The sequence below is a fragment of the Parasalinivibrio latis genome, assembly GCF_036825535.1.
Lineage (GTDB): Bacteria > Pseudomonadota > Gammaproteobacteria > Enterobacterales > Vibrionaceae > Parasalinivibrio > Parasalinivibrio latis.
Genome location: NZ_CP098812.1, coordinates 3,348,126 through 3,367,119 on the forward strand (window position 1 = coordinate 3,348,126; position 18,994 = coordinate 3,367,119).

14 protein-coding genes are annotated in these 18,994 nt (G+C 49.7%); 7 read left to right on the forward strand and 7 right to left on the reverse strand.

The features are described 5' to 3' along the window. Positions 1-81: 81 nt before the first annotated feature. The 4 genes from NF212_RS15130 (at position 82) to NF212_RS15145 (ending at position 6,370) form a co-directional block, all read left to right on the forward strand. The gene (locus tag NF212_RS15130) at positions 82-1,095 is read left to right on the forward strand and encodes a lipoate--protein ligase (RefSeq protein WP_434357036.1); all 1,014 of its coding nucleotides are present in this window, start codon (positions 82-84) and stop codon (positions 1,093-1,095) included. A 363-nt stretch (positions 1,096-1,458) separates the two neighbouring features. Beyond that, the gene (locus NF212_RS15135; protein WP_434357038.1) at positions 1,459-3,450 is read left to right on the forward strand and encodes an EAL domain-containing protein; all 1,992 of its coding nucleotides are present in this window, start codon (positions 1,459-1,461) and stop codon (positions 3,448-3,450) included. Between the two features lie 722 nt (positions 3,451-4,172). Continuing rightward, the gene (gene pykF / locus NF212_RS15140) at positions 4,173-5,585 is read left to right on the forward strand and encodes a pyruvate kinase PykF (RefSeq protein ID WP_434357040.1); all 1,413 of its coding nucleotides are present in this window, start codon (positions 4,173-4,175) and stop codon (positions 5,583-5,585) included. Positions 5,586-5,737: 152 nt separating this feature from the next. Beyond that, positions 5,738-6,370, forward strand: coding sequence for a GntR family transcriptional regulator (locus NF212_RS15145; protein WP_434357042.1), 633 nt, complete (start codon positions 5,738-5,740; stop codon positions 6,368-6,370). Positions 6,371-6,383: 13 nt separating this feature from the next. On the opposite strand, the gene NF212_RS15150 is transcribed toward NF212_RS15145, so the two are convergent. The 7 genes from NF212_RS15150 to NF212_RS15180 form a co-directional block, all read right to left on the reverse strand. Further along, on the reverse strand, positions 6,384-6,533 hold the full coding sequence (locus NF212_RS15150) for a hypothetical protein (protein WP_434357044.1): 150 nt from the start codon (positions 6,531-6,533) through the stop codon (positions 6,384-6,386). Positions 6,534-6,692: 159 nt separating this feature from the next. Further along, positions 6,693-7,193, reverse strand: a complete 501-nt coding sequence (gene ilvN / locus NF212_RS15155; RefSeq protein WP_434357046.1) for an acetolactate synthase small subunit — start codon at positions 7,191-7,193, stop codon at positions 6,693-6,695. Next, complete coding sequence (locus tag NF212_RS15160) at positions 7,193-8,911, reverse strand: acetolactate synthase 3 large subunit (RefSeq protein WP_434357048.1); 1,719 nt, start codon at positions 8,909-8,911, stop codon at positions 7,193-7,195. Before NF212_RS15160 ends, ilvN begins: the two co-directional genes overlap by 1 nt. A gap of 440 nt (positions 8,912-9,351) precedes the next feature. After that, positions 9,352-11,142, reverse strand: coding sequence for an AMP-dependent synthetase/ligase (locus tag NF212_RS15165; RefSeq protein WP_434360895.1), 1,791 nt, complete (start codon positions 11,140-11,142; stop codon positions 9,352-9,354). Between the two features lie 247 nt (positions 11,143-11,389). Further along, positions 11,390-12,343 (reverse strand): transcriptional regulator LeuO, encoded by a 954-nt coding sequence (gene leuO / locus NF212_RS15170; protein WP_434357050.1) that lies wholly within the window; start codon positions 12,341-12,343, stop codon positions 11,390-11,392. A gap of 323 nt (positions 12,344-12,666) precedes the next feature. Continuing rightward, positions 12,667-13,776 (reverse strand): MJ1255/VC2487 family glycosyltransferase, encoded by a 1,110-nt coding sequence (locus NF212_RS15175; RefSeq protein ID WP_434357052.1) that lies wholly within the window; start codon positions 13,774-13,776, stop codon positions 12,667-12,669. Positions 13,777-13,868: 92 nt separating this feature from the next. Next, positions 13,869-14,384 (reverse strand): phosphatase PAP2 family protein, encoded by a 516-nt coding sequence (locus NF212_RS15180; RefSeq protein WP_434357054.1) that lies wholly within the window; start codon positions 14,382-14,384, stop codon positions 13,869-13,871. A gap of 503 nt (positions 14,385-14,887) precedes the next feature. Here NF212_RS15180 and leuA point away from each other — a divergent pair. The 3 genes from leuA to leuC are packed head-to-tail and all read left to right on the forward strand — an operon-like array spanning position 14,888 to position 18,985. Continuing rightward, positions 14,888-16,447 (forward strand): 2-isopropylmalate synthase, encoded by a 1,560-nt coding sequence (gene leuA, locus NF212_RS15185; protein ID WP_434357056.1) that lies wholly within the window; start codon positions 14,888-14,890, stop codon positions 16,445-16,447. Positions 16,448-16,449: 2 nt separating this feature from the next. Continuing rightward, positions 16,450-17,538, forward strand: a complete 1,089-nt coding sequence (leuB, locus tag NF212_RS15190; RefSeq protein WP_434357058.1) for a 3-isopropylmalate dehydrogenase — start codon at positions 16,450-16,452, stop codon at positions 17,536-17,538. A 37-nt stretch (positions 17,539-17,575) separates the two neighbouring features. After that, complete coding sequence (gene leuC / locus NF212_RS15195; protein ID WP_434357060.1) at positions 17,576-18,985, forward strand: 3-isopropylmalate dehydratase large subunit; 1,410 nt, start codon at positions 17,576-17,578, stop codon at positions 18,983-18,985. Positions 18,986-18,994 lie beyond the last annotated feature (9 nt).

Here is an 18,994-nt window from a genome sequence, read left to right on the forward strand (position 1 = left end):
TTGTAAGTTGTTGTTTCTTTACCCTTAAACGAGAATGAAGTACATTTTCATCAATTCATCACACAATCCGGAAAAGTCGTCATGTCACTCCGAGTCCTGCTCTCCACGTCTACCAACCCCTGGTTTAACCTCGCCGTAGAAGACACTATTTTCAGGAATATGCCCGCAGACCAGCGCGTACTGTTCTTGTGGCGGAATGCTGATACTGTGGTTGTAGGACGGGCACAAAACCCATGGAAGGAGTGCAATACGGCAAAAATGGAAGCTGACGGCATCACTCTGGCCCGACGGCAAAGTGGTGGTGGTGCAGTATTCCACGATTTGGGCAACACCAACTTCACCTTTATGGCGGGAAAGCCGGAATACGACAAGACAGTCTCCACCAATATCGTCCTCAATGCACTGAAGTCACTGGGTATTGAAGCCAAAACTTCTGGACGTAATGATCTGATAGTGGAAGATAGCCTGGGTGAACGTAAGTTCTCAGGATCCGCCTATCGCGAAACCATGGATCGGGGATTTCACCACGGAACCCTGTTACTGAATGCTGATCTTTCCCGGCTGGCAAATTACCTAAACCCGGATCCGAAAAAGCTGCAAGCCAAGGGAATTGCCTCTGTCCGTTCAAGGGTGATCAACCTTTGTGAGTTGAATGCGAATATCGATCACGAGCAGGTTTGTGAAGCGATCAAGCAGGCCTTCTTCACTTATTACCACGAACAGGCTGAACCAGAACTGATTTCACCGGAATCCCTCCCGAGTCTTCCCGGCTTTGCAGAGAAGTTCGCAACCCAAAGCTGTTGGGAATGGAATTTTGGCCATACTCCGCATTTTACCCATAGTCTGGAAGAGCGCTTCAACTGGGGTGGCGTTGAGATCCATCTGGATGTTGAAAAAGCACATATCAGTCGCTGTCAGATCTTCACCGACAGTCTGGATCCTGCTCCTTTGGAATCACTTTCAGAAATTCTGGTTGGTGTTGTCTACACACCGGCTGCATTCAGCGGGGCAGTATCAGAAGTCGCGGTCGCCTATCCTCAATACGCAGACCAGCTAAAAGAATTGCAGGCTTGGTTAACTACATCCCTCGCCTGATAGATCAATGTTACCTCTGACCAATATTTGAACTATTTCCCATATAATTACCCACCTAAATATCCAGGTGGGTAACATTGCTCCCAAATATCCGAAAATAAACAACCAATAAATCTTCACCCAATCAGTCACAAAATTCATTAAATTCAAACAACTAATTGAACTGCATTTATTTCACTATAGATAAATATATCAGTATGAAATTTATTCACTTTCAATCAGTTGTATTGCAATCTATTTTATTTCATTAGCTAAAATAAGTTCTGAAACACCTGAAGGAAACAGAGACACCCCTTCAATCACAAGCGTAGTAAATGATGTGGGCTTTCAGACAATTAACTGACACAGACAGGGTTGTCGACAATGATACTTTCACCTTCATTGGGCCGCGTACTATTTATATCCCTAAGGGATGCCGCACTGGCACTACTCCCCTTTATGTTCCTGCGCTCAGTTTGGGTTGCAATAAATGCGCTTGGTGTCTCGCACTACATCGTGAGCGAACAAAATTCACTATTCCTTTCCAGCATATTTGCCATTGGCTTCCCTCTTTTTCTCGTTATATCTATTGCTTACCATTTGGCACTCAACTTCTCCTACGATCGTATTCATGCCACCATTTTATCGCTGCTTACCTTCATCTGTTTTTCCGGAACCATAAAACTCAGCGATGGGCAGTTCATCGTAACGGATAACTTTGTACTTCATCACGCGGTACTCACGCCTATTTTGGTATGGGGATTTTATGTGATGATTAGAAAGTACCTTCGCCTTTCTATCGACAATGAAGGAAGGCTCAACTCAACGTTGGTCCGGAACATTGATGCCGCCCTGCCCTATATCATCATATTCTTTGCTGCACTCGGAACCCTGCCACTTCTCAGTTTTTTCAGCATTTATCCCTTTGTTCAATGGGTAGCTTCTTTGCCAACACAAATTGAAGCACTGGTTCACACCGTCTCAATTCACCTCTTCTGGTTAACCGGCATTCATGGCGCATCAGCGTACTACACATTTTTTGATACCGGCTTTGTGGCGGAGCCTTACGTATCAGGGATACCTTTTAATACCTTTTTTGACGTGTTTGTTTCCCCCGGAGGCGCCGGCAGCAGTTGGTCCATTATTCTGGCAATTCTCCTTTTTTCCCGAAACTCCCATGCCCGTGCTGTCGCCAAGCTTTCACTGCCTTTTGCACTGATTAATGTTAATGAACTCCTCCTTTTTGGTTTGCCGGTAATTTATAACCCTACCCTTGCCATCCCCTTCCTGATGGTTCCGCTTATCAACCAGTTGCTGGCACAGACACTTCTCACTTTCCACCCCGTGCCCGTGGTGGAAACCACCATAGAGTGGGTTACCCCTGTTTTCTTCAACAGCTGGATGGTGACGCACAGTACATTTGCCGTTGCCGTACAAGGCCTCCTGATTCTTCTGGGTGTCCTGCTATACCGGCCATTTATCATGCGGTTTGAGGTCGGTAGCAGTGAAAGTTTGCGTGACAACCTCACCAGAGCGCTCAACCTCACCAATGACGTTGTCAGCCGCAGCGATGTGCGCATGCACCAGGCTCAGAATGAACTGAACCAGCAACAGGTGGTGCTGCAGCAGCATATGTATGATCTCATTAACGGAGAGCTGTTGCTTTACTACCAGCCACAATACTGCGCGGATACCGGAAAAATCATTGGGATGGAGGCCCTGCTTAGGCTGAAGAAAAAAGGCAGGATTTATGGCCCGGCGTTTCTCGATGACTTTGCCGGGGCAGGTATGATGACCTGCATTGACAGGTGGGTGATAGAACAGGCCGCCCAGGACATTGATCACTGGCTGGAACAGAAGGTTCCTTTGCAAAAGGTCAGTATCAACATCACTGCTGACTCCCTGCTGGATGACAGTACCATTGAGTTCCTGATAACCCGTCTAAAAGGATATCCGGTCGTCATTGAGGTGACTGAGTCATCTTACATTCAGCACCTTGTTGTTGCGAAATTGTCAGTGCAGAAACTGCGGAGCGCAGGTATTCCCGTCGCCATTGATGATTTTGGTTCCGGCTACTCCAGCCTGTCACTGCTGGCCGAGCTCGAGGCTGATATCGTGAAACTCGACCGGCAGTTTCTTGCAAAAACCCATTCAAAAGAAGGTTGCATTCTTTACCGGGCAATCAGCGAGACTCTCGGAAAACTCAATTACCAAATCATTGCAGAAGGTGTAGAAACCGAGAATGAGCTGGCGCTGGTCAGCGCCTGTGGAATCAAGGTTATCCAGGGATATTATTTTTCCCGCCCGATTTCCAAAGAAGAACTGGCGCAGAAACTACAGCGGAGCAATGACAATCCGAACAATGCTGTAGCGTGATACAAGGTTCATGTAAGGCAGTTACAAAACAAAGAAGAGAAAACCACAGATGTAGTAACTTTTCCTGCAAAATTAGCTCTCAGCTTCGTAACACCAGTCTTATCTCATAGAGGGTCGCGTCAGCCTCCCTCAATTCGTGCACGTTCCCCCTGAAAATGGTCTACATTCCTTGGTTACCATACTCCCGACTCTTCTGGAAAGTGTCGGGAAAAACCAAACCTGAACCCGTTGAAGGTAAAAATAGTTATTTTTCCTTGTCAGGATAACCGTTACAGAGTGGTGATTTACTGCCCCGATTGTGGTAAATTTACGGCCTTGTAATTTGACAAGCGTTTTACATTCTGATCCATTTCAGAGTGATTGCAGCGTCTGCAGCCTGATAAAGGGTTGCCCATGATCAAAACGCTGCAATAACGTATGCGTATAATCAGCGCCGGGTAAGTATTCCGGAATACCGTGGTTTGCGAAAACCAGCGGCTTGAACAGTAACAGTTCACAAAAACTGTACTTTCCGGAAATGCCCAGGCCCAAACGGCATTATCGACAGATAGGGCCCGGTGCTAGCAAGTATACATTGCGACAGGCGTATGCCCTTTTCAGGAAGAGAAAGAGAGGGGTGACAAACGGTAGACGCTAAGCCACTGAAATCTGGATGATGGTTTCGAGGCCGTCTGTTGCAATAAAATCCCAAAACGTCAAAGTTCGACCGGAGAAACTTCTCAATGAAAAAGACCAAGATCGTTTGTACGATTGGCCCTAAATCTGAGTCAAAAGAGATGCTGACCAAGCTGGCTAACGCTGGCATGAACGTAATGCGCCTGAACTTCTCACACGGCGATTACGAAGAGCACGGCACTCGCATTAACACTCTGCGTGAAGTGATGAAGGACACCGGCAAGCAGCTGGCAATCCTGCTCGACACCAAGGGTCCTGAGATCCGTACCATCAAGCTGGAAAACGGCGATGACGTTTCTCTGGTTGCTGGCCAAACTTTCACTCTGACTACTGACAAGACTGTTGTTGGTAACAAAGAGCGTGTAGCAGTAACTTATGAAGGCCTGGCTCGTGACCTGAAAGTAGGTAACACTGTTCTGGTTGATGACGGCCTGATCGAGATGGAAGTACTGGAAACTACTGAAACTGATGTAGTTTGTAAGGTTCTGAACAACGGCGACCTGGGTGAAAACAAAGGTGTTAACCTGCCAGGCGTTTCTGTGAAGCTGCCAGCTCTGGCTGAAAAAGATAAGTCTGACCTGAAGTTCGGTTGTGAGCAAGGCGTTGACTTCATCGCTGCTTCTTTCATCCGTAAGAAAGAAGACGTTCTGGAAATCCGTGAACTGCTGGAAGCAAATGGCGGTTCAGACATCAAGATCATCTCTAAGATCGAAAACCAGGAAGGCGTAGACAACTTCGACGAAATCCTTGAAGTTTCTGACGGCATCATGGTTGCTCGTGGTGACCTGGGTGTTGAAATCCCAGTTGAAGAAGTTATCTTCGCCCAGAAGATGATGATCGAGAAGTGTAACCGCGCTCGCAAGATGGTTATCACTGCAACTCAGATGCTGGATTCTATGATCAAGAACCCACGTCCAACCCGCGCGGAAGCCGGTGACGTTGCAAACGCCATCATGGACGGTACTGACGCAGTTATGCTGTCAGGCGAATCAGCTAAAGGTAAGTACCCAGTAGAAGCTGTATCTATCATGGCTCAAATCTGTGAGCGTACTGACGCGGCAATGAACGCTGACCTGGGTTCACGTCTGGACAGCCCACGCCTGCGCATCACTGAAGCAGTATGTAAGGGTGCAGTAGACACTTCTGAGAAGCTGAGCGCGCCTCTGATTGTTGTTGCTACTGAAGCTGGTAAGTCTGCTCGCTCTGTACGTAAGTACTTCCCTAAAGCGAACATCCTGGCTGTTACCACTAACCAGAAGACTGCTGCGCAACTGTGCCTGAGCAAAGGCGTAACTCCAGTTGTTGTTAACAGCATCGCAAGCACTGACGAGTTCTACCGTCTGGGTAAAGAACTGTCTCTGGAATCTGGCATGGCGAAGAAAGGCGATATCGTAGTTATGGTATCTGGCGCCCTGGTTCCATCTGGCACTACCAACACTGCTTCTGTACACGTACTGTAATCAGTGTCCTGCCTGTCAAGGCATTGAAGAAGGAGCCGAAAGGCTCCTTTTTTGTATCTGCACCCCGGTCTTTTGCTGGCCAGATTCGGTAAACTATTCAAACCTGACGACCATAAACGGAACTTATGCCCGGACACTCCCAGGCCACAGAAATGGCCGACACCCTTAGGCAGGCACTGTATGCCGGACAACTTAAGCCTGGTTCACGCCTGACAGTGGCTTCACTGGTAAACCAATACCGGACAGGAGCCTCTCCAACACGGGAAGCCCTTGCCATCCTTTGTGCTGAAGGTTTGTTGCTTAGCGAACCACAAAAAGGCGTAGTTATCCCTCCGCTTACCCGCCCCGGCTTTGAAGATTTATTGGAATGCCTGTTACTGTCGGCATCAAGGCTGCTGTCTGACAAGCCACGTGACGAAAACCAAAGGCTGGATATACTCGGAAGGCTTCACGCCCTGAGGTTTCTTCCCGGCACCATCAATCCCGGCTACCAACCGGCACGGGAACAGTTTCACCGGGAACTCCACCTGGCTCTGGTTGAAGGGGCAGGAAACCAACCGCTGAAGGTATTTTTCAAAAACAGCTTACTTGGTGTCGAAAGGTACCTGGCGTTTTCACTGAACAGCTTGAGCTATAAGCCCCAGAACTACATGTCCCCTGACGCACTGTCGGGTTTTATAAAACAGATACTCAGTGCAGACCCCGAAACAGCTCTGGAAAAATATTATATGTACTGGGAGCAGCAAGCGGATTTTATCCGCCTGGCACTGGAGGGACAGGGATAACGCTGGATCCGTTTTACCAACGGGTAAGCTCTTTAAAATGGGTTCGGGCAAGCAAAACAAGAGGGACCAGGAACACCGCGCTAACCTTGAATGCCATCATCAGCAATGAAAGGCTTGTTGCCCTGACCAACACCTTATTCACCACATTAACCACTTTTTTCACCGCCTGTATCTCCGCTCATTTTTCAACCAAGCGGCATAGTTTACGGATAATTACAGCTGTTTCAATGACCGGACAAAAAATATACTTTCGGGGCATAAAACAAAAAAGGCAGCCAGGCTGCCTTTTAAAAATACTTCAACATGTTAGAGGTAACACACTTTAAGCACGAAGTGCGCGCTCACCTCGGTTGATGCCCACAATACCGCTGCGGGCCACTTCGATAATTTCAGTGACATCCCCCACGGCATGGATAAACGCATCCAGTTTTTCACTGGTACCGGCAATCTGTACCGTATACTGGCTGTTGGTTACGTCCACAATCTGGCCACGGAAAATATCGGCGGTACGTTTCACTTCCGCGCGGGCAAACCCTGCCGCCTTAACCTTGACCAACGCCAGCTCACGCTCGATATGCTCGGCTTCAGTGACATTGGAGACCTTTAGCACATCAATCAGCTTGTGCAGTTGCTTCTCGATCTGCTCCCGCTCCTCCTCCTTTACCACCTTGGTGGTAATATTCAGGCGGGACAGCGTAGGGTCATCTGTCGGCGATACGTTCAGTGATTCGATGTTGTAACCACGCTGGGAGAACAAACCTACCACACGGGACAGGGCACCGGGCTGGTTTTCCATCAGCAGTGAAATGATACTCCGTTCCATCAGGTTCTCTCCGTTTTGCTCAACCACATCTCATTCATCGCACCACCACGTACCTGCATTGGGTACACATGCTCAGTTTCATCCACATTGATGTCGACGAACACGAGGCGGTTTTTCTGCTCAAGTGCTTTCTGAAGGCCAGCTTCCAGCTCAGAAGGATGGGTGATACGAATACCCACATGCCCGTAGGCTTCGGCAATCGCAGCAAAATCAGGCACCGAATCCATGTAGGAATGAGAGTGGCGGCCTTGGTAAATCATATCCTGCCACTGCTTCACCATGCCGAGGAAGCGGTTGTTCAGGTTGATGATCTTAACCGGAATATCGTACTGCAGCGCGGTAGACAGCTCCTGGATGTTCATCTGGATACTGCCATCACCGGTAACACACATCACATCGGCATCCGGCAATGCAAACTTAACCCCCATCGCCGCAGGAAGGCCAAAGCCCATGGTGCCGAGGCCACCAGAGTTGATCCAGCGGCGCGGTTTATCAAACGGGTAATACAGCGCAGCAAACATCTGGTGCTGACCTACGTCTGACGCGACATAGGCTTCGCCTTTGGTCAGCTTGTAGAGGGTTTCGATAACCTGCTGAGGCTTAATGCGTTCAGGGTCAGACTGGTAAGAAAGGCACTTACGCTCTCGCCAGACATTGATATTGCTCCACCACTGCTCAAGCGCCTGGGTATCATTTGTTCCGCCCTGCTCTTCGAGCAGCTTGAGCATTTTATCCAGCACCACGTCTGCCGAGCCGACAATAGGGATATCAGCCTTCACATTTTTGGAAATGCTCGACGGATCGATGTCGATATGCAGTACCGCTGCATTCGGGCAGTATTTTTCCAGGTTGTTGGTGGTACGGTCATCGAAACGCACGCCGACAGCAAAGATCAGGTCAGCATTGTGCATTGCCATATTGGCTTCGTAAGTACCGTGCATACCCAACATACCCAGTGCATTTTCATGGGTGCCAGGGAAAGATCCCAACCCCATCAGGGTACTGATAACAGGTAAGTTCAGGGTTTCAGCCACTTTCAGCAACTGCTGGTCACAGCTTGAAATAATGGCGCCCCCTCCGATATACAGAACCGGTTTCTTGGCTTCCAACAACGCTTTCAGGCCACGCTTAATCTGGCCTTTGTGGCCGGATGTGGTTGGGTTGTAGGAACGCAGGTGTACCGATTCCGGATAAGAATAAGGAAATTTGTTGGCCGGGTTCAGCATATCCTTTGGCAGGTCAACCACGACCGGGCCGGGACGACCGGTAGAGGCGATATAAAATGCCTTTTTGATGGTTTCAGGAATATCTTCCGTTTTCTGAACCAGGAAACTGTGTTTTACGATTGGCCGGGATACACCCACCATGTCACATTCCTGGAATGCATCGCCGCCAATCAGGTAGCTCATTACCTGGCCGGATAATACAACCATTGGGACAGAATCATAGTAAGCGGTCGCAATACCGGTAATCGCATTGGTTGCGCCGGGGCCGGAAGTAACCAGAACACAGCCTACTTCGCCGGTAGAGCGGGCATAACCGTCAGCCATGTGCACGGCAGCCTGTTCATGGCGAACCAGAACGTGCTCAATACCTTCTTGCTGGTGAAGGGCGTCATAGATGTCGAGAACCGACCCGCCCGGATATCCAAAGATGTGTTTTACGCCCTGATCGATGAGCGAGCGCACGATCATCTCAGCGCCGGATAACATGTCCACATTTGCCTCCCTGTATGCATAGTAGGACTTACTTTTTGCCTGTCGGGCCAGCTCCTGCTGTCCCTAGCTATGCCATCAGCGCGTGTCGTAACAAGCGCCGACTAAGCCTGTTAACTTTACCGTGACAAACAACAAGTTGTCTATTATGTAATCAGGGTTCATATTTATCCGCTTAAAACAATCCAAAAACCTCAATGAAACATCATAAAATCCCGACAAATTAGTAAATATAACCGCGTGAAACAAAATAATTAGTTATTTGTAAAATCAAAAATCGACTTTTGGGCCTGAGGTAAAGCAGTACTTTCAGCTTTTCCATGTTAATTCTCTTCTGTAAGAGCCTTTTGTTAGAAAAATGTATCCGAATTTCCAGCAAACAACGAAAAAGCCGGACACTGAAAACAGCATCCGGCCCATTAACAGGAGGCAGACTGAAACCTTTAGTGGTACATGTCGTCGATCTGCTTTTTGTAACGCTCAGTGATCACCTTGCGGCGAAGTTTCAACGTTGGTGTCAGCTCACCTTCATCCATAGAGAAGGCTTTTGGCAATAAGGTGAACTTCTTGATTTGCTCAAATTTCGCCAGCTCTTTTTGCAGATCGGCAATACGCTTTTCGAACAGTTCCACAATCTGGCTGTGACGAAGTAAATCCAGACGATCGTGGTAAGCGATGTTCAGTTCGCGGGCCGTGGCTTCCAAAGACTCAAAGCATGGCACCACCAGGGCAGAAACAAACTTACGCGCGTCGGCGACAACTGCGATATGCTCGATCAGGTGATCTTTGCCGACAGTCGTTTCAATTACCTGCGGTGCAATGTACTTGCCGCAGGATGTCTTCATCAGCTCTTTGAGGCGGTCAGTGATAAACAGGTTGCCGTTTTCGTCATACTCACCCACATCGCCGGTGTGCAGGAAACCGTCTTCTGTAAAGGTCGCCGCGGTCTCCTCAGGCTTGTTGTAGTAGCCGCGCATTACCATAGGGCCACGCACCTGAATTTCATTCTGCTCACCGATGCGGATTTCTGAACCCGGGATCGGACGGCCGATAGACTTATAGTCAAAATACAGGTCATCCCAGCAGGAAATAGTCGCAACTGTTTCGGTCATGCCATAACCCAGCTTGACGTTGAGACCAATGGCATGGAAAAAGCGGCCAATTTCAGGGTCCAGCTTCGCCCCGCCGCAAGGCATCATCTTAATGTTGCCGCCGAGCAGGCCACGCAGCTTGGTCAGTACCAGTTTGTCCGCCAGCTTGTAGCGGGCTTCCAGGTGCATAGGCACGGGCTTTTTCGCCTGGCGCAGAGACAATCGTTCCATACCCATTCGGACCGCCCAGTGGAACAGTTTCTGACGCATCTTCGGCGCGCGGGAAACCTTATCGTGAACCGCCGCGTAGATTTTCTCGTAGAATCGAGGAACCGCACACATATGGGTCGGCTTGATTTCAGCCATTGCTTCACGAACCTGGTTGGTGTCACTCAGGTATACATTCACCGCGCCCCGGTGCAGCACATAAAAGCTCCATGCACGTTCAAACACGTGGGACAGCGGAAGGAAAGCCAGGGACGTATCGTTACCGTCCAGTTCAACCATCTGGTTGTGAACGTCAATCTGAGCCGCAAAGTTGGCATAATCCAACATCACGCCTTTTGGCTCACCCGTGGTACCTGAGGTGTAAATCAGGGTCATCAGGTCATCCAGCGAAGCCTCGCCAATGCGGGTGTCCAGTTCGAGCTGGGAAAACTCTGAGCCAAACTCGCAGAATTGATCCCAGTGGCAGGCATGCGGGTTGCCACGGAGGTCAATGTCCGCTTCCATGGCAACAACACGTTGGAGGGTCGGGCACTGCTCAAACAGGCTAATCGCGGCATCGTATTGTTGCTGGTTGCCTGCGAACAGGACTTTTACACCGGCATCATTGATCACATAGGCAGTCTGGCCTGCTGTGTTGGTTGCATAAACAGGGACGGTCACACAACGGATCTGCAATGCAGCAATATCTGCAATGCTCCATCGTGCGCTGTTCGCCGCATATATCGCTACCGTATCGTGGCGCTCAAGCCCCATAGCCAGCATGGCACGGGAAACACGATCAATTTTGGCGCCAAACTCAGCCCAGGTCAGGCTCATCCAGCTGCCATCGCGCTGAAAGCGTACTGCTGTGCGCCCCGCCAGAGTGGCAACCTGGTTACGAATACGATTGACGATATGAAACTCTGCTTTTGCCATATAATCTCTCATTTGGGCTTACACCTGTAAGCTGATTAGAGTATGAAGTCTAATTAAGCGCCGCTAAAAGACAAGTAAAAAGCGTATGAAATCTGGCCTGAATCATTATTTTTTAGTGTTTTGTCCTTTAGCAATTCAGAGAACAACTGTTAGCTCAATGAATTACAAACGAAATTGATGCATTACCAAAAGGACATAAAAAAAGGTGATGCCGTAGCATCACCTTCTTTGCAGACCGATGAAGGTCTTAAACCGTTGTATCACCACAGATAGTCAGCAGTTGGTCACGCATCCAGATGTGACCCTTGTCCTTTTGTGAGGACTCGTGCCAGCTCAGGTAACCGCTGATCTTGTTGTCTTCGAACGGCAGTTCCAGCACCTTGAGCGGTTGGTGACGTGCTTTGGTTTCAGCCAGCCAGCGAGGGGCTACACAAACCAGTTCAGACTGGCTCACGACGTACAGGATGTTGCTCAGGCTGTTACCATGGTATGCCTCACGGTAGCGACCGGCTTCATACAGTGAGCCTGCGTAACCATTTACACCCGCTGGGTGGTACAGCACAGCATGCTGCTCAACGCTGAACTCATGGGCACTGATGCTGTTGGTGATGCGAGGGTGATTTTCTGACACCACCACCACCAGATCATCGCTGAACATTTCAGTGCTGCAGAAACCCGCTTCTTCAAACTTCACGTAATCAATCACGAAGTCGATTTCCTGGTAACGCAGTTTTTGCGCCAGGTTGGCATCAAATTCCGTTTCCAGCTGCATCTGGATGTGAGGGGCCACACCAGATACCTTGTTCAGAATACGGGCCGCAAAGCGCAGGTCTGACGGGCTGCTGATTGCCAGTCGGAATTGACGGTTTGATGTCTCCGGTGCAAACACAGACATTGGCAGCTCATTCTTGATCAGCTGAAGTGCCTGACGGATAGGGCCGAACAATTGCTTTGCACGTTGTGTTGGCTGGATACCGCGACCATGGCGGATAAACAGCTCGTCATTGAACATGACTTTCAAACGTGCAACAGCGTTACTTACAGCAGGCTGGGACATACCCAGGTTACGCGCTGCACGAGTGATGTTTTGCTCCTGCATAACTGCATCAAATACAGTGATCAGGTTTAAGTCGACACTGCGTAGTTGTGATTCCATCTTTTCAGGAGTGTCTGCCTGACATACAGGACCTTTATTTGTCATGTGATTACCTCAGAAAGCCAAAAATAACGGTATTTTCCGCTTGGAGTACAGGCGCCAAGTAAGCTGCAGTCATTTGCGGATTAAAAGGCGACATGCCTTGTTGAGGCTAAGTATTATCATTGCGATGAATTAAAGAAATGGGGTGAATACTTGGCAAATGTAACCAATTGCAAATATTCGCAGATAAAACCGTTTTACCCTTTATTTATCATTAATTTATATAATTATAAAAAAAGAAAAAACGTTCAAAAAATGATTAAAAGCAGTGATGTATGTCTTACTTTTTCAGGCTATTGAGCAGAGGGTCAATATGGCCTTGGAGTTTATCGCACAGGAATTACACCTGACGAGTAGTGTTCATTCCGCATTTCAAACTCCTCAATCCACTCCATCACGCTTTCAGGAAACCGTACCTGAGACCAGGTTTGCTGCCAAAGCGACGTAAAATCTTGCCGGTCACCATTCACCAGCCAGTCTGCAACAATCCCTGCCACATCAGGAAAAACCAGACGTTCAGCCGCTTGCTTGTCCAGCCACTGACGCACCACCCAGGGGTCGAGTGAATCCATGCAATCTGCCAGCCCCATACCGCCTAGCGTAATGACGTTACTCATCTGTTCAAATTGCCCGGACAGCGGTTTGACCAGCAATTTTTTCCCTAGGAAAAGTGCTTCGGAAGGCAATTCAAAACCTCCATTGGACATGACTCCGGCACAACTGGTGAGCTCCTGATGGAAACAGTCACGAGAGGGCCTTAACAATGACACATTTTCAAACTCCCTCTCTTCTTTTACCGCCGGGTGAAACACCTTGAACCTTTGGGCATACCGGGTAAGGAGAGAGACAATTTCATCCAAATTTTCAAATGGCAGGTAAACCACATAAAAATCCTGGCTCTGGGGTACTGTCTTTGGGTCGAGATCAACAATAGGCGGGAGGATATTATCCTCTCCAAAGTGATACCAATGCAGGCCAAGTTTTTTTTCTGTCGGGGCAAAGTGGCGCATTACCATACGGCTGATAAGGCTTTCACCTTCAACCGGCACATTACCGGAAAAGGCACATTGGTGGCTGATAGATAAAGAAGGTGTTTTATGTTGTTTGGCTGCCCACGCTGTGACCGGTTCAAAGTCTGACACCACAAGATCATATTCCCGTGTGTCCAGATCCCGGATATCACCAAGCAAAGTAAACGGTGCCGAACGAAGCGCGGTCTTAACATAACTTACTTTTCCTGATTCAGTCAGGAATGTCATGCCGGTGCGTGTCTGGTAATTGCCAAACTCTTCCATATCAAAGTAGCCGTTATCCTCCCTGCCACTCAAAAGGAATTGGACGTCAACACCACTGTGGCGCTTCAGGGCTTTGGCGATAGCCCTGGCCCGCGAGATATGCCCGTTTCCAGTCCCCTGGACACCGTAGAGTATTTTCATATCACCCCGTTATATCAATTAAGGATTTTTTAGCTTTTATTGCATTTCAAATCACACAGCACCTTACCCAACAGATTGATTAGTTTGAAAAATCAAACAACAGCCCAATCCAGAACCAGAATGGCACTTCCTATCCCAAGTACTGTTCCGGCTACAATGTCCGAGAAAAAATGCACACCCAGCAGTACCCGTGACAGCCCAATACAACCGGCCCAAGTCCAATAAATAACGGCAAACGACGGGAAATAGTGGCTGAGGAGTGTCGCCATCAGGCAGGCTGCCGCCGTGTGGCCGGAGGGCATGCTGTAGCGATCTGATGGTGTAATAAATGAAGGGATATGGCTCGGCCTGTTACGGCGAAACAGACGTTTGAGAAGAATGTAGGCCGGTAATTCAAGTGCAAATGCAACCAATGCAGTAAAGAAAAATGTCACCCCGGCATCACCACCCAGCAACGCAAGCAAAACACCAACAGCCAGGTACATATGTCCGTCACCGCTATGGGATATCCATCGGGAACATGTAGCCACTTCACGGTTGAACCTGTGTCCCAGGCACAGGGATGACAGTGCAAAATCCACTTTTTGAATGGGAGCCAGTGCCCGCATTACCTTCACTCCTGTTTGTTATCAGAGATAAGACTAGGCAGGGTTAGTGACAGTGCGGTGACGCTTTACAGACAGCTTGATGACAGGAGGGTTAGAAAAGCATATGAAAAGACAATTCAACATGAAATATGGTAACCCTCCCCCCATACAGTTACCTATTCGAACTCAAAACCAATAAACAGATTATTACCCCATCGATTCACATTAAAACAAACACAAATAATCACAAAACTGCGTTTTCCATCGCATCAACCACCTCTCCTTCCTTGACGACAGCACAGTGTATAGGTTATTCAATGTGCAGTTGTTAGAGGAAAGTAACACAATGAATTCGTCCATTCGTTTTGAACTTCTGGGTCTACTACTTCTCGCGAAATCATCGCGCGGGTAGCTTGTGGACTGACGAATAGGCACAAGAATTTAATAAACCCGCGCAAATGCGCGGGTTTTTTGTTATGTATTCCGCGCAAGATGTGCAAAACAAGGGAAGCGAGGAAAACACCATGAGCGATAACCGAGTCATCATTTTTGATACTACCTTGAGAGACGGCGAACAGGCACTGCAGGCAAGCCTTTCTGTAAAAGAGAAACTGCAAATAGCCTTGGCTCTCGAACGCTTGGGTGTGGATGTTATTGAGGCCGGTTTCCCTATTTCATCACCGGGTGACTTTGAATCTGTGCAAACCATCGCACAAACCCTGAAAACTTCACGAGTCTGTGCGTTGTCACGGGCAGTGGCAAAAGATATTGACGTTGCCGCCGAATCCCTCAAAGTCGCCGAAGCCTTCCGCATTCATACCTTCATCTCTACATCCACCATCCATGTCCAGGATAAACTGCGCCGCAGTTACGACGACGTTGTCGAAATGGGTGTTGCGGCGGTTAAGCGGGCACGCAAATACACTGACGACGTGGAATTCTCCTGTGAGGATGCCGGCCGTACACCAATTGACAACCTGTGCCGGATGGTGGAAGCAGCAATCAATGCCGGAGCCACCACAGTTAACATCCCGGATACCGTGGGCTACACCGTACCTAACGAGTTTGGCGGCATTATCCAGACCCTGTTTAACCGGGTACCTAATATCGACAAGGCAGTTATTTCTGTTCACTGTCACGACGATCTTGGCATGTCAGTCGCCAACTCCATTGCAGCCGTACAGGCAGGCGCCCGCCAGGTAGAAGGCACCATCAATGGTATCGGCGAGCGAGCGGGGAACTGCGCGCTGGAAGAAGTTGCCATGATTATCAAAACCCGTGGTGAGTTGCTTGGTGTCGACACTGGGCTTAACTACAAAGAGATTTCGCGCACCAGCACCATGGTTTCCCAGCTGTGTAACATGCCAATCCAGTCCAACAAGGCAATTGTCGGGGCCAATGCGTTCAGCCATTCCTCCGGTATCCACCAGGACGGCATGATTAAGAACAAGAATACTTACGAGATCATGACTCCGGAGTCCATTGGCCTGACGGACAAGGCGCTTAACCTCACCAGCCGTTCCGGCCGGGCTGCAGTTAAGAACCGTATGGAAGGCATGGGTTACACGGAGAAAGACTTTGACCTGGATGCGCTGTACGAAGCCTTCCTCAAGCTGGCTGACCGTAAGGGACAAGTATTTGACTACGATCTTGAAGCCCTGATGTTCTTCAACAACCTGCAGGAAGAAGATGACTTCTATAAGCTGAACTACCTGAGCGTCCAGTCCGGCAGCATCATGGCAACCACCAGCGTAAAGATGCAATGCGGCGACAGGGAAGTTAGCGACGCAGCTATTGGTAATGGGCCAGTTGACGCTCTTTACCAATGTCTTTACCGGATCACCGGTTACAACGTAGAGCTGGAGAAATTCGACCTCACTGCGAAGAGTAAAGGTGAGGATGGGCTCGGCCAGGCAAATATCATCGCCAATTACAAAGACCGCAAGTACCACGGTACCGGTCTGGCAACTGACATTGTTGAAGCATCCGGCCAGGCCCTTCTGCACGTTATCAACAGCATCCACCGTGCGGAAAAAATTGCGCAGATTAAGGAACAATCAAATTTGAAAACGGAGACCGTATAACAATGACAAATCGCTACAAAGTTGCTGTCCTGCCCGGTGACGGCATTGGCCCGGAAGTCATGGCACAGGCACACAAGGTGCTGGATGCTGTACAAGCCCGCTTCGACATTGCGTTCGATCGTGAAGAGTATGATGTTGGCGGTATTGCCATTGATAACCACGGTACACCGTTACCTGCCGTAACACTTGCTGGCTGCGAGGCTGCTGATGCCATCCTGTTTGGTTCGGTAGGTGGCCCGAAATGGGAGCACCTGCCGCCGAATGAGCAGCCGGAGCGCGGTGCGTTGCTGCCACTTCGTAAACACTTCAGCCTGTTCTGTAACCTTCGTCCGGCCCAGATACATGCTGGACTGGAAGGTTTTTCGCCGCTGCGTGCAGATATCTCTGCCCGCGGGTTTGATATTGTTGTAGTCCGTGAACTGACCGGCGGCATTTATTTTGGTCAGCCGAAGGGGCGTGAAGGTGAAGGGGCAGAAGAGAAAGCCTTTGATACTGAGGTTTACCACCGTTTTGAGATTGAACGTATTGCCCGGATCGCATTTGAGTCTGCCCGCCTGCGCCGCAAGAACGTCTATTCCATCGACAAGGCCAACGTCCTGCAAAGCTCCATCCTCTGGCGTGAAGTGGTTACCGAGATCGCCAAGAATTACCCGGATGTAGAGCTCTGCCACATGTACATTGATAATGCCACCATGCAGCTTATCAAGGATCCTTCCCAGTTCGATGTGATGCTGTGCTCCAATATTTTCGGCGACATTATCTCGGATGAATGCGCGATGATTACCGGATCCATGGGTATGTTGCCGTCCGCCAGCCTCAATGAAAGCAAGTTCGGCCTTTATGAACCGGCAGGGGGTTCCGCTCCGGATATCGCCGGGAAGAATATCGCCAACCCTGTCGCACAGATCCTCTCCGCCGCGCTGATGATCCGTTACAGCTTTGGCGAAGAAGCAGCAGCTCAGGCCATTGAGGCGGCAGTCAGCAAGGCGCTGGAAGCTGGTGAGCTGACAGCAGATCTGGCCGGTGGGGCAACCCCGCTCTCCACTTCTGAGATGGGTGACCGTATCGCCGCCTACATTCGCGAGGCCTAATTCGCTCGGACGCACAAAACATTCAGGAAGAAATGCAATGTCGACGCAAAAAGCAAAAACATTATATGAAAAAGTCTATGACGCCCATGTAGTCGTTGAAGCACCGGGGGAAACCCCGCTGCTTTACATCAACCGCCACCTTGTCCATGAAGTGACTTCGCCTCAGGCATTTGACGGCCTGCGTGCCCATAGCCGCCCTGTGCGCCAGGTAAGCAAAACATTCGCTACCATGGATCACAATGTGTCAACCGAGACCAAGGACATTAAGGCATCTGGTGAAATGGCCCGCATCCAGATGGAAACGCTGGCCGTTAACTGTGAGGAGTTTGGTGTCTCGCTGTACGATCTCAACCACAAGTACCAGGGTATTGTCCATGTAATGGGCCCAGAACTCGGCCTGACGCTGCCGGGCATGACCATTGTCTGTGGTGACTCACATACTGCCACCCACGGCGCATTCGGAGCACTGGCCTTTGGTATCGGTACTTCCGAGGTAGAACACGTCCTGGCAACCCAGACACTCAAACAGTCCCGTGCCAAGACCATGAAAATTGAGGTTCGCGGCAAGGTAAACCCAGGGGTCACCGCCAAGGACATCGTGCTGGCAATCATTGGCAAGACTACCGCTGCCGGCGGTACCGGGCATGTGGTGGAATTCTGTGGTGAAGCCATCCGTGACCTCACCATGGAAGGCCGAATGACAGTCTGCAACATGGCAATTGAACTCGGTGCAAAAGCCGGTTTGATTGCCCCGGATAACACCACCTACGAATACATCAAAGGCCGCAAGTTTGCGCCAACCGGTGCGGACTGGGATGCTGCCATCGAATACTGGAACACACTTAAAACCGATGAGGGTGCAGAGTTCGATACAGTGGTCACCCTGGAGGCAAAAGATATTCGTCCTCAGGTTACCTGGGGAACCAACCCTGGCCAGGTTATCGGCATTGACCAGCAAATTCCTGCGCCTGAGAGCTTTTCAGATCCGATTGAGCGCCACTCTGCCGAGCGTGCCCTGAAGTATATGGGGCTGGAAGCCGGCCAACAGTGGAGTGACATCAAGGTAGATAAAGTCTTTATCGGCTCCTGTACCAACTCCCGCATTGAGGACATCCGTGCTGCAGCGGACGTTGCCAAAGGCCGCAAGGTAGCAGCCAGTGTCCATGCGATGGTGGTTCCGGGCTCAGAGCAGGTTAAGGCACAGGCCGAAGCTGAAGGACTCGACAAGGTTCTTTTGGAAGCCGGCTTTGAATGGCGCCTTCCAGGCTGTTCCATGTGCCTTGCTATGAACAATGACCGCCTTGGGCCAAAGGAGCGCTGTGCCTCTACCAGCAACCGCAACTTTGAAGGGCGTCAGGGCCGTGATGGGCGCACCCACCTGGTGAGCCCGGCAATGGCGGCCGCAGCGGCAATTGCCGGTCATTTTACCGATGTCAGCGAACTGTAAGGGAGGAAA

Bases quoted from the DNA above. Each gene is read 5' to 3' on its own strand.
- leuC (WP_434357060.1), top strand. From the start codon at position 17,576: ATGTCGACGCAAAAAGCAAAAACATTATATGAAAAAGTCTATGACGCC.
- NF212_RS15180 (WP_434357054.1), bottom strand. From the start codon at position 14,384: ATGCGGGCACTGGCTCCCATTCAAAAAGTGGATTTTGCACTGTCATCC.
- NF212_RS15175 (WP_434357052.1), bottom strand. From the start codon at position 13,776: ATGAAAATACTCTACGGTGTCCAGGGGACTGGAAACGGGCATATCTCG.
- NF212_RS15165 (WP_434360895.1), bottom strand. From the start codon at position 11,142: ATGGCAAAAGCAGAGTTTCATATCGTCAATCGTATTCGTAACCAGGTT.
- NF212_RS15135 (WP_434357038.1), top strand. From the start codon at position 1,459: ATGATACTTTCACCTTCATTGGGCCGCGTACTATTTATATCCCTAAGG.
- ilvN (WP_434357046.1), bottom strand. From the start codon at position 7,193: ATGGAACGGAGTATCATTTCACTGCTGATGGAAAACCAGCCCGGTGCC.
- leuA (WP_434357056.1), top strand. From the start codon at position 14,888: ATGAGCGATAACCGAGTCATCATTTTTGATACTACCTTGAGAGACGGC.
- leuB (WP_434357058.1), top strand. From the start codon at position 16,450: ATGACAAATCGCTACAAAGTTGCTGTCCTGCCCGGTGACGGCATTGGC.
- NF212_RS15145 (WP_434357042.1), top strand. From the start codon at position 5,738: ATGGCCGACACCCTTAGGCAGGCACTGTATGCCGGACAACTTAAGCCT.
- NF212_RS15130 (WP_434357036.1), top strand. From the start codon at position 82: ATGTCACTCCGAGTCCTGCTCTCCACGTCTACCAACCCCTGGTTTAAC.
- pykF (WP_434357040.1), top strand. From the start codon at position 4,173: ATGAAAAAGACCAAGATCGTTTGTACGATTGGCCCTAAATCTGAGTCA.
- leuO (WP_434357050.1), bottom strand. From the start codon at position 12,343: ATGACAAATAAAGGTCCTGTATGTCAGGCAGACACTCCTGAAAAGATG.